At 60.0% G+C, this 10563-nt stretch carries 11 protein-coding genes; 7 read left to right on the top strand and 4 right to left on the bottom strand.

The window, feature by feature from the left end:
• Nucleotides 1–47 precede the first annotated feature (47 nt).
• On the bottom strand, nt 48–764 hold the full coding sequence (locus KSW38_RS23405; protein ID WP_254186267.1) for a hypothetical protein: 717 nt from the start codon (nt 762–764) through the stop codon (nt 48–50).
• Here KSW38_RS23405 and KSW38_RS23400 point away from each other — a divergent pair.
• The 4 genes from KSW38_RS23400 to secA all read left to right on the top strand — a co-directional run bounded on the left by KSW38_RS23400 (nt 723) and on the right by secA (nt 5944).
• The gene (locus KSW38_RS23400; protein WP_308169307.1) at nt 723–956 is read left to right on the top strand and encodes a phosphoribosyltransferase family protein; all 234 of its coding nucleotides are present in this window, start codon (nt 723–725) and stop codon (nt 954–956) included. The genes KSW38_RS23405 and KSW38_RS23400 overlap by 42 nt on opposite strands.
• Nucleotides 957–1114: 158 nt before the next feature.
• A complete protein-coding gene (gene hpf, locus KSW38_RS07910; protein WP_216924033.1) occupies nt 1115–1843 on the top strand; it encodes a ribosome hibernation-promoting factor, HPF/YfiA family in 729 nt (242 codons plus the stop codon).
• Between the two features lie 27 nt (nt 1844–1870).
• The gene (locus tag KSW38_RS07905) at nt 1871–3160 is read left to right on the top strand and encodes a winged helix-turn-helix domain-containing protein (RefSeq protein WP_216924032.1); all 1290 of its coding nucleotides are present in this window, start codon (nt 1871–1873) and stop codon (nt 3158–3160) included.
• Between the two features lie 42 nt (nt 3161–3202).
• Entirely contained in the window at nt 3203–5944 is a 2742-nt protein-coding gene (gene secA / locus KSW38_RS07900; RefSeq protein WP_216924031.1) for a preprotein translocase subunit SecA, read from the top strand.
• 110 nt (nt 5945–6054) lie between these two features.
• Here secA and KSW38_RS07895 read toward each other — a convergent pair whose 3' ends face one another.
• Nucleotides 6055–6477 (bottom strand): Rv3235 family protein, encoded by a 423-nt coding sequence (locus KSW38_RS07895; protein WP_254186208.1) that lies wholly within the window; start codon nt 6475–6477, stop codon nt 6055–6057.
• A 175-nt stretch (nt 6478–6652) separates the two neighbouring features.
• Complete coding sequence (locus KSW38_RS07890; protein WP_216924029.1) at nt 6653–7447, bottom strand: LysM peptidoglycan-binding domain-containing protein; 795 nt, start codon at nt 7445–7447, stop codon at nt 6653–6655.
• 145 nt (nt 7448–7592) lie between these two features.
• On the opposite strand from KSW38_RS07890, the gene KSW38_RS07885 reads away from it, so the two are divergent.
• A complete protein-coding gene (locus KSW38_RS07885) occupies nt 7593–8162 on the top strand; it encodes a hypothetical protein (protein ID WP_216924028.1) in 570 nt (189 codons plus the stop codon).
• Nucleotides 8163–8192: 30 nt separating this feature from the next.
• Here KSW38_RS07885 and KSW38_RS07880 read toward each other — a convergent pair whose 3' ends face one another.
• Entirely contained in the window at nt 8193–8408 is a 216-nt protein-coding gene (locus tag KSW38_RS07880; RefSeq protein WP_216924027.1) for a helix-turn-helix domain-containing protein, read from the bottom strand.
• A gap of 152 nt (nt 8409–8560) precedes the next feature.
• Between KSW38_RS07880 and KSW38_RS07875 the strand changes: the two genes are divergently transcribed.
• Both KSW38_RS07875 and KSW38_RS07870 read left to right on the top strand, forming a co-directional pair.
• On the top strand, nt 8561–9205 hold the full coding sequence (locus KSW38_RS07875) for an SAF domain-containing protein (protein ID WP_216924026.1): 645 nt from the start codon (nt 8561–8563) through the stop codon (nt 9203–9205).
• Nucleotides 9202–10506 (top strand): CpaE/TadZ family protein, encoded by a 1305-nt coding sequence (locus KSW38_RS07870; RefSeq protein WP_216924025.1) that lies wholly within the window; start codon nt 9202–9204, stop codon nt 10504–10506. The genes KSW38_RS07875 and KSW38_RS07870 overlap by 4 nt, the downstream gene beginning before the upstream one ends.
• Nucleotides 10507–10563: the final 57 nt, after the last annotated feature.

Raw genomic sequence — 10563 nt, 5'->3', positions numbered from 1 at the left:
AACGCATCCAGCGCCGGATTGACCCGGATGTCGGTGCCCCGGACCCCTCAGGACCCCGGCGACGCGGAGAGGACCGGCGCCTGCTTGGGCGGCTGATTGCCAACTTGCAAGCGGCACTGATGGAGTTGGTTGCACTCCTGGTTCCCGTTGATTGCGTCTGCTGCGGTGTGGAAGATGCCGTCCTGTGCAGGGATTGTGCGAAGCGGGTGCGTCAGCTTTGCAGGAACCCCTTCAGGGCCGAACAGGAATCGCCTGCGTTGGTCGATGTTGATGGCAGTGTAAAGCTCGGTGTGGTGGCCGCAGGACCCTATAGGGATGAACTTTCGCAGTCCCTGTTGTCCTTCAAGAGCTTCGGCCAGTGGCGGCTGGCTGAGGTGTTGGCGCCCTGCTTCGGAAACGCACTCCGTCTGGCCATTGGTGACCAGCCGGGGTTTTGCGTTGTTCCCGTTCCCAGCAGCGGCAAGGCCTTCCGAAGTCGCGGTTTCAGCCCCGTACACGTTCTGCTCCGATGCATGAAGAGACGAGGGATGTTGTCCCGGTGCCCGGGTTTCGATGCGCTTGAAAAGACCGGGAGTCGCCTGGAAAGCCGACGGCTGGCCGCAACGTGCAAAGACCTGATCGGAAGTGGCGTCAGGGCCATCCTTGGCACCGAGGGGAGAGATGGTTCCACGGGCCAAAAAGGACTCGGCAGGGGTGAGCGTGCCAGGCGTGTCCGGGGTTCCATGAGGGTTCGACCCCGCTGCAGGGAAAAGATGCGCGGACAAAGATGCCTGATTGTGGACGATGTTCTCACCACTGGAGCCACCCTCGCGGAGGCTGCCCGGGCAGTGTCTGCGGCTGGCGGGATAGTCTGCGGCGCCGTTGTTCTCGCGGCCACGAGGCCACCAGCCTACGCCTCCCGTACCCCCGGGGACGAGCCCCCTGGTGGGGTTAAGACGCAAACAAAAAATAAGTGACCAAAGGGTGAATAACTCGTGCCGATGAACTAACGTCGGTTGTGGGTACCAAGAACAGATGTACCTGTCGATAGCGGCTCGGAAAGGGGCTCGACTGTCCGTCAGACCAGCCCCCTACAGCGTCGTTATCGTGTCACCTGAGTTATTTGGAGGGCACCATGGAGTTCATGATCAGCGGACGAAATCTGACAGTTTCTGACCGCTTTCGCGAATATGCCGGCGAGAAAATCTCAAAGATTGAATCGCTGGGGGACAAAGTCCAGCGAGTCGACGCCAAGGTTTCCAAGGAGACCAACCCCCGGCAAACGCCGGGACAGCTCACCGTTGAAGTGACCGTCCTGGGCCGAGGCCCTGTTATCCGTGCCGAGGCCACAGCCGCTGACAAATTTGCTGCCTTCGATCTTGCGTACAACAAGCTGCTTGAGCGGTTGCGTCGCGCAAAGGACAGGAAGAAGGTGCACCACGGGCGCCACACGCCCAAGGCCGTTCGGGAAGCAACGGCCTCCCTCGAGCCCGCCAGTGCCAGTGAGCCAATTTACGCAGGCGCCAACAACCACCAAGAGGCTGAACCGCAGGCCGATGAGCGGTCGCCGTACGACATCGAGAACGATATTCCAGCAGGTGATTCACCCGTTTTGATCCGTCGGAAGGTTTTCCCCGCCGCATCCCTCACACTCGATGATGCAGTGGACAACATGGAACTGGTGGGGCACAACTTCTACCTGTTCCTGGATAAGGAAACCAATGCGCCCTCGGTTGTATACCGGCGCAGTGGCTGGACTTATGGTGTCATAACCCTCGACTCCACCTGCGAGCCCGGCGAGGAAGCCGTGGAGGAGAAGATCCACGCGTACCGCTCGGATGACCAGGCGGCCACCGCCAAGTAAGGCTTAATCGCACGAGAAAGGACTTCAATGACCGCTTCGCTGAGCCTGTCACAGGCACGGCGGATCGCATTGGCAGCCCAAGGATTGGCGAAAGTCCGGCCCGCCGGCCCCGTGACCCCACGGGCGGTGGGCCGGACCTTTGCCCGGATCCAGCTTGTCCAGATCGACTCCGTGAATGTGCTGGCTCGGAGCCACTATCTGCCATTCTTTTCCCGCCTGGGAAACTATGATCCGGCAATCCTTCACTCCATGGCAGGCCGAAAACCGCGCAAAATGATGGAGTACTGGGCTCACGAGGCCAGCTATATCCGTCCGGAGCATTTTCCCGACCTGCTTCTCTGGCAAAAGCGGGCGTGGGTGGGGGCACATCACATGGAGCCCGCGGTGCGGATCGCCATGGAGGAACGAATCCTCGCAGCCCTTGAGGCCGGACCGCCGATGACGGCGTCTGCCTTGACTGTACAACTTGGGCACACCCAGGACACCGAAAGCGCAAATTGGGGCTGGAACTGGAACACCGTAAAGCGCGTTCTAGAGCACCTGTTTGAAGAAGGCCGCGTTTCAGCGGCTTCGCGGACACCCCAATTCGAACGTCTCTACACACTTACTTCCAGGGTTCTGCCGGGTTCGGTACACAGCGGGATGGATGCAGATACCGCCCTTGACCGGCTCATGGATGCAGCTGCCTTGGCACATGGCATCGGAACGGTCCGGTGTTTTGCCGACTATTTTCGGACCCCGCTGAAGGCTGGGGAGGCGTCGGTGCAGCGCCTCCTCCAGGCAGGCCGGCTGGAGCGCGTTTCCGTTCGCGGTTGGGACCGGGAAACGTACCGGCACATCGATGCCAGATTGCCACGCAAGGCCGAAGGCCGGGCGCTGCTGAGCCCTTTTGACTCGCTCGTCTTCGAGCGGCGGCGCCTGGAAGAGTTGTTCGGATTCCACTATCGAATTGAGATCTACACGCCTGCTGACAAGCGCCGTTTCGGCTACTACGTTTTGCCCTTCCTGCTTAGGGAAGGCATCGTGGCCCGGGTCGATTTGAAGGCTGACAGGGCCGCAGGCCAACTCTTGGTTCGGTCCGCATTTGGTGAACCAGGAGCGCCACCGGATACCGCCGTCGAGCTTTCCGCCGAATTGTGGCTCATGGCCGAATGGCTCGGCCTTCAGGAAGTTGTTGTGTGGCCCGTGGGGGATCTCGCGGTTTCGCTCTCCGAGGCTGTGGCCGGAGGCCCTACCGGGCGTCGTGGGCCAGATGGGCAAAGCAGTCCGCTCACAGGGGAACCGGATAACGTGGCGATACTCTCTCCCGTAGACTGAAACAGCCAGAATTCGGCAGCATGAGACTGGGAGCAATTTCACGTGGCATCACTAATCGAAAAACTTCTCCGCACGGGTGACAAGAAAACACTCCGGCAACTGCGGAACTATGCCGATTCCATCAATGCCCTGGAAGACTCTTTCAAGACGTTCTCAGACGCTGAACTTCGGGAGGAAACAGACCGCCTGCGCTCCCGGCACCAGGACGGCGAGACCTTGGATGCCCTCCTGCCGGAGGCATTTGCTGCGGTCCGTGAGGCCTCATCCCGAACGTTGGGCATGCGGCACTTTGACGTCCAGCTTATGGGTGGCGCCGCCCTCCATCTGGGCAACATTGCCGAAATGAAAACCGGTGAAGGCAAGACCCTCGTGGCAACGGCGCCGGCCTACCTCAATGCCCTTACGGGCAATGGCGTCCATGTGGTCACGGTGAATGATTACCTTGCCGAATACCAGTCCGAACTCATGGGACGCGTCTACCGCTTCCTTGGCCTTACCAGCGGCTGCATCCTCTCCAACCAGGATCCGTCAGTGCGTCGGCAGCAGTACGCCGCAGACATCACCTACGGGACAAACAACGAATTTGGCTTCGACTATTTGCGCGACAACATGGCCTGGGACGCCAGTGAACTCGTTCAGCGGGGGCACAACTTCGCCATTGTGGATGAAGTTGACTCGATTCTGATCGATGAAGCGCGTACCCCCCTCATCATCTCGGGTCCGGCCCAAGGCGACACAAACCGCTGGTTCAGCGAATTCGCAAAGGTCGTTCTCCGGCTACAGCCGGAGGTCGACTACGAAGTCGACGAGAAGAAGCGGACTGTTGGTGTCCTGGAAACCGGAATTGAAAAGGTGGAGGACTACCTCGGTATCCAGAACCTGTATGAATCGGCCAACACCCCTCTCATTGGTTTCCTGAACAACGCCATCAAGGCGAAGGAACTCTTCAAGCGCGACAAGGATTACGTCATACTCGACGGCGAAGTCCTGATTGTTGACGAGCACACAGGCCGTATCCTTGCCGGGCGACGATACAACGAAGGCATGCACCAGGCCATCGAGGCCAAGGAAAACGTCGAGATCAAGGCCGAAAACCAGACCCTGGCAACGGTAACGCTGCAGAACTACTTCCGCATGTATTCGAAGCTGTCCGGCATGACGGGTACGGCCGAGACCGAGGCAGCCGAGTTCATGAGTACGTACAAACTCGGAGTTGTACCCATTCCCACCAACCGGGACATGCAGCGCATTGACCAGTCGGACCTCGTCTATAAGAACGAGATCGTCAAGTTTGACGCTGTAGTCAAGGACATTGCGGAACGCCACGAAAAGGGCCAGCCAGTACTTGTTGGCACCACCAGCGTCGAGAAGAGCGAATATCTCTCCAAGCTGCTGGCAAAGGAAGGAATCCGCCACGAGGTTCTCAACGCCAAGAACCACGCACGGGAAGCCTCCATCGTCGCGCAGGCCGGACGTAAGGGTGCCGTCACGGTGGCAACCAATATGGCAGGCCGCGGTACCGACATCATGCTTGGTGGCAACGCCGAATTCACTGCTATCGCAGAGCTCGCCAAGAGGGGGCTCGACCCCGAGGAGAACTCGGAAGAGTACGAGGCAGCATGGCCGGAGGCACTCGCAGCGGCCAAGCAGGCGGTTAAGGACGAGCACGAGGAAGTACTGGACCTTGGCGGCCTATATGTGCTGGGCACCGAGCGCCACGAGTCCCGCCGGATTGATAATCAGTTGCGCGGCCGCTCCGGACGTCAGGGCGATCCCGGGGAATCCCGTTTCTACCTTTCACTGACCGACGACCTCATGAGGCTGTTCAATTCCGGTGCTGCCGAGCGACTCATGAACAGTTCCGTGCCGGACGACGTCGCGCTGGAATCAAAGCTCGTTTCCCGTGCCATTGCCTCGGCTCAAGGTCAGGTGGAAGCCCGCAACGCGGAGCAGCGCAAGAACGTCCTCAAGTACGACGACGTCTTGAACCGCCAGCGTGAAGCGATCTACGGGGACCGTCGTCGGATCCTCGAAGGCGATGACCTCCACGAAAAAGTTCAGTTCTTCCTGGAAGACACCATCAACGCCCTTATTGAAGCCGCCACGGCAGAAGGCAACGGCGATGATTGGGACTTCAACCAGCTCTGGTCAAACCTGAAGACGCTTTACCCAGCCACCGTCACTGCGCAGGAAATCATTGATGAAGCCGGCGGTAAGTCCAGGGTCACTGCCGAATTCCTCAAGGAAGAGATCCTCTCTGACGCGCGGCTGGTGTACCAGGCCCGTGAAGAAGCAATTGGCTCCGAAAGTATGCGCGAGCTGGAGCGCCGGGTGGTTCTGTCGGTGCTTGGGCGTAAATGGCAAGAACACTTGTACGAGATGGACTACCTCAAAGAGGGCATCGGGCTGCGGGCCATGGCTCAACGCGATCCGCTGGTGGAGTACCAGCGCGAAGGCTTCGTGATGTTCCAAAGCATGATGGAAGCCATTCGGGAGGAAAGCATCGGGTTCCTCTACAACCTTGAAGTTGAGGTGACCCCCGCCGAAGATGTCGTTGTTGCCGACGATACTGCGGCAGGTGCACACACCGAGCACCACGATCCCCAGATCCGTGCTGCCGGTCTGGAGACACCCGAAAAGCCAGCGCAATTGCAGTACACAGCCCCAGGCGAGGACGGGGCGAGCCAGACCCGCATCGAAGGCCGCTCCTCGGGCCGATCGGGTAATCCTGCTAAAGCAGCCACCCAGGAACAGCGCAAAACCGCCAAGAAGAAGCGGCGCTGATCCAGCCACCCTGTGAGAGAAGGCCCCGGACACAAGTCCGGGGTCTTTTTTCGTAGATCTGCTGCCTCCCGGTTGAGGCAACCTGGTTGGCTCACGGGTGCCACGGGTGCCTAGCCAATCTCCAGGGCGGTGACCTGCCATGTCCCGTCGGAGTGTTCCAACCTCATGGCAATTGCGCGCGAGCGCTGCTCCTCAGAGACAACGATGCTGACCTCGTAGATGGAGTCTGAAATGGCGCAAGCACGGACGGAACGGACCATTGGGCTTCTGTGGACCTGAACCGTGCCGCGGCTACGTGCAGCGTGTTCGCGTGTAAGGGCAGCCCGATGCTGAAGCGAAAGAAAGCATTGCGCATCGAGGGATCTGGACAACTGGAGAGCAGGCCTGGTCCCCGCAAGTACCTCTACTGCAGCTTGGGCGATGCTTCGTGCCACTAGCCTTACGTCCAGGGTAGAGGCGTCGGCACCGGCATTCGGTGCGGGACGTTTGGTTCTTTGGCGGTCTGCGTGGCGGCGTGCAGTTGCAACAGTCATGGTCAATCCTCATGAGTTCACTCTGTGAGCCGTTGCGCGGGCATCGCTTGGCTCAGGTTGCTACGTCTGGGATGACAATGGGACTGTCTTACGTCTTGAACGAGTGCCCCTGAGTGGGTGCCGTTCTTTACAGTCGGATTCTTTACTGGCGGATTCTTTACGGGCCGCGAGGACCTTAGTCCGGCGTTGGGGGCTGCAGTACTTGCCCCGGGCGCAAGGACGCGGGGTCGTCACCAATGATCCTTCGGTTGGCTGAATACCAGCTCGGCCAATGGAGAGCGATGTCAACGTCTGTCGCGAAGGGTCCAAGGTGGTCCGCGGCAATGGACCACAGCGTGTCACCCGGCTTGACGGCAACGCCGGCCTCCACGGGGTGTTCAAACGCCATCTCGCGAGAGCCTGGGCGCGACAGGAGGTCAGGCTCAACTATGGGAGGATGTGGCCGCCATGCAGGCCCTGTCCGGGTTGCCTCGCGGCTTTCTTCGGTGGTTACCGCTGGAACCATTTCCACAGCGGGCACGGGTCCTTGTACGCCAGCTGATGGATGCCACGCTGCCATGCCCGCGGCGCCATTGGAGGTGGCTTGCCATTGTGGTTCCGGCATTGCGGCAGCCTGTGCGGCCTGTATTCCGAGGAAATTCAGGCTTAGAAGGGCAAACGCCAGCCTTAGCATGAAACCTGGACTGAACTTGGCGATGGCGTCGGCCCTCCCGCTCCTTCCCGCGCCGTGCAGAACTGCAGCCCAGGCTGCGAGGCCAAGTGAAAGGATCCACCAAGACACAATGGCAATTCCCGAGGCGCTGGATGCGAGGGCCAGGAGGTGCTCGAACGTACTTGTCTGTCCGTGGGACACATCCACCTGCCACTGCCCCAAGAGGCTCTGCCCGACGATTACCAGCAACAGCCCCAGCGCGAGGAGCACGGCGGCGAAGGCGGCATCGTGGCGGATCCTTGGTGGATCGCTGCTCATTCTTACCCTTTCGGCTCTTTAATGCTGTTTGATATCATTTGGTGCTGTTTGCTAATTCTGAGCACAGTCGAAGGGCTTTGTCCAATCATGACGGGAAAATCCCATTGCGGTTGGCGCCACGCGCTACGGGTCCTATTGTGACCATATGAGATGGGACTCTCTCTTCGAAGATCTGGAAGCGCAATTTTCTGCTGAGCGCACCTTGGCCCGTGAATCGGAAATATCCGAACGCGTGCGGGTCGAGCTTGCCGGTCTGGACCTTGCGGACAGGCTTCGAGGAGTCGCCGGAGCTGAGATCGCTTTGGTGCTGAGCGGCGGTATTTCTCTCCAAGGGACCCTGGGCCACATTGGCGGTGACTGGTTTGTGTTGGTCGTCAACGGACGGCAATGGCTTATTCCATGCGCATCGGTAAGTCATTACGACGGACTCGGAAGATTGGCTAGAAAACCCGCCTCCCAGGTCCAAAGTTCGCTAAGGCTTGCCAGCGCCCTCCGGGGACTCTCCCGTGACAGGGCGCCGGTGACAGTCGTCCTGGCCACTGGTCCGGGGGGAGACCAGAGGCTCCATGGTGTCATCGACAGGGTTGGGCGGGACCATTTCGATTTTGCTGATACGCGGGGCGAGGCGCGGCGGGGCGGTGCAGTGGCTGCCGTGAGGACGATTCCCTTCACATCACTCGCGGCCCTATGCTCAAGCGGGAACCAGGGACTCTAGCCGTTCATAGGCGTGTTTGACCGCCCAACGCTAGCTCGACTTGGACTTGGCCTCTTCAATCATGCGGCTGGCCTCGGCGTACCGCTCCTCGATGTATTGCTCCAACATCTTTTCCTCGATGCGCCATTGCCCGCGTCCTCCGACCTGAATGGCTTTCAACTCGCCGCTGCGGACCAGGGCGTAGGCCTGCGGCGAATTTATCTGCAGTTGTTCGGCGACGTCCGCCAGAGTCAGGAATCGGGGCATGTGACTATTTTGGCATCTGTTGGCACCGTTTGACACAGTTATCCACAATTTCCATTGATTTGGGGTTCTTGACTTTGGCTTGCGCCGGGTCACGGCAACAATGAAGAGGCGCGGGTAACCGTGCCATGAAACTTCAATGGGGGAGCGGGAAAATGGATCCGAGTACAGGCGTCGCCAGCAACAGGTTGAAGAAGCCGTCTTGGAAGGATCCACGCCTATTGGTGGGAGTGCTGCTCATGCTTGTATCCGTCGCCGGGGTCATCTCAGTCGTTAGTACCGCTGACCGGACCACACAGGTTTATGCCGCACGGGAGGGTATCGCGGTTGGCCAAACCGTGGGGCCAGAGGATTTAACCGTCGTCCAGGTTCGCTTGGATGACGTCGAGTCCGGCTACGTAACCGTGGAGGGCGGAATTGCCCAGGGCAAGGTGGCGCTACAGAGAATTGAGAAGGACCAACTCGTTCCACGGAAGAGCCTCGGGCAGGCTGACGCCCTGAATCGCAAGCCCGTTGCCATATCAATGGATGAGTCACTTCCAGCGCAGGCGGTTCCCGGGGCGAAGGTGGACGTCTGGGTCGCCATGCCGGGCTCGCAAAACGCCTTTGAAGAACCACAGCTATTGCTGCCTGGTGCCGAAATTGCAGAGGTAACTGTGGGTTCCGGTGCCCTCGGCGCCTCAAAGACAACGGTGGTGCTGGTGCTGGTCACGGACAAGCAGATGCCCAAGCTGCTGGGTGCCAAGGCAAACGCCGCCAAGGTATCTGTTGTTTGGAACCCCGCGGGCATCAATCAATGAGCATCCCGGTCATAACTGTTGGCCAGGCACAGGAAGCGGTGGTTGGTGGGCTGGAGCGCTTGCATGGCCCCGTCACAGTGGTTCGCCGGTGTTCAGAGCTTGCGGAGTTGATGGCTGCTTGCCAAAGCGGCCTTGCCTTGGCGGCAGTCGTTGCCGAGGGCTGCGAAGAACTAACCGCTACATTGGTGGATCGGCTGGCTGCCGTAGGCGTGTCCATTCTCGCCTTGACCGTGGACCCGGTGGAGGTCTCGAGGCTCACCGCCATTGGTGTAGTAACAGCATCTACTGATATTGAGCCCGCTGCCCTTGCCGTGAGGATTTCCGAGGCAGTCGGTCGCCACAGTGGGCATGTAGGCGCGCGCACCTTCCCAGACGCCGGCTTCGCAGACTCATCTGCGGGATTCCAATTGGTGCCGGAAACCCGAGTACCCGAAGCGGCCGGCTCAGGGAGGGTAATAGCTGTGTGGGGACCAACAGGCGCGCCGGGAAGAACTCTGGTTGCGGTAAACATGGCTGCCGAGTTGGCGGCCGAAGGCAAGTCCGTGATTCTTGTGGATGCTGACAGCTACGGTGCGAGCGTGTCGGCCATGCTGGGGCTGTTGGAGGAGTCTGCTGGCCTCGCCCAGGCCTGCAGGCTCGCTGACCAAGGATTGCTGGATTCGGATGCACTGGACCGGGCTGCTACGCCTGTCTTCACCAAGAGTGGTGGATTTCGCGTACTCACTGGAACTACAAGGGCGGACCGCTGGCCTGAACTGAGGGCCTCTGCGCTCTCGCTTGTCCTTGAAAGGGCCAAGCAGGTCGCCGATGTAGTCGTCGTGGACACCGGTTTCTGCCTGGAAGCAGACGAGGAATTGAGCTTTGACACTATGGCGCCACGCCGCAATGGCGCTACCCTGCGCAGCTTGGAGTTGGCAGACGAGGTTTTTGCCGTCGGGGCTGCGGACGCGATCGGCGTTCCGCGGTTGGTCCGTGGCCTTGCCGAGCTCGAAGCTGCGGTTCCGCAGGCAACACCACGTGTGCTCCTGAATAAGGTTAAGCAGGCGTCGGCGGGCCGTTCTCCCAGGCAGCAGTTATCCGAGGCCTGGGAGCGCTTCGGCCCTGGCCATGGCGTTGATGCCTACTTACCTGCGGACGCGGAAGCGTGCGATGCCGCACTGTTGTCGGGGTCTGTCTTGCTGGAATCATCGCCCGACTCTCCCTTGCGTAAGGCCATTGCGGGGCTGGTCTGTGCACCTATCCAGCAAAATCGGAAATCCCTTGTCCGATCTACCAGACCTTTCGGTCTGCTTAAGCGCTAGGCTCGCTATGTGGGCTGCAGAGTCGCAGCAATCAACATGTGATGGAGGCGTTTGTAG

It is taken from the genome of Paenarthrobacter aromaticivorans (assembly GCF_019038615.1).
Taxonomy (GTDB): Bacteria; Actinomycetota; Actinomycetes; order Actinomycetales; family Micrococcaceae; genus Arthrobacter; species Arthrobacter aromaticivorans.
This window is presented reverse-complemented; position numbering and strand designations above follow the sequence as displayed.

Excerpts from the sequence above, each read along its gene's own strand:
- KSW38_RS07880 (WP_216924027.1), bottom strand. The coding sequence starts at position 8,408 with ATGCCCCGATTCCTGACTCTGGCGGACGTCGCCGAACAACTGCAGATA.
- KSW38_RS07895 (WP_254186208.1), bottom strand. The coding sequence starts at position 6,477 with ATGACTGTTGCAACTGCACGCCGCCACGCAGACCGCCAAAGAACCAAA.
- KSW38_RS07890 (WP_216924029.1), bottom strand. The coding sequence starts at position 7,447 with ATGAGCAGCGATCCACCAAGGATCCGCCACGATGCCGCCTTCGCCGCC.
- KSW38_RS07875 (WP_216924026.1), top strand. The coding sequence starts at position 8,561 with ATGGATCCGAGTACAGGCGTCGCCAGCAACAGGTTGAAGAAGCCGTCT.
- KSW38_RS07870 (WP_216924025.1), top strand. The coding sequence starts at position 9,202 with ATGAGCATCCCGGTCATAACTGTTGGCCAGGCACAGGAAGCGGTGGTT.
- KSW38_RS07885 (WP_216924028.1), top strand. The coding sequence starts at position 7,593 with ATGAGATGGGACTCTCTCTTCGAAGATCTGGAAGCGCAATTTTCTGCT.
- hpf (WP_216924033.1), top strand. The coding sequence starts at position 1,115 with ATGGAGTTCATGATCAGCGGACGAAATCTGACAGTTTCTGACCGCTTT.
- KSW38_RS07905 (WP_216924032.1), top strand. The coding sequence starts at position 1,871 with ATGACCGCTTCGCTGAGCCTGTCACAGGCACGGCGGATCGCATTGGCA.
- KSW38_RS23400 (WP_308169307.1), top strand. The coding sequence starts at position 723 with ATGAGGGTTCGACCCCGCTGCAGGGAAAAGATGCGCGGACAAAGATGC.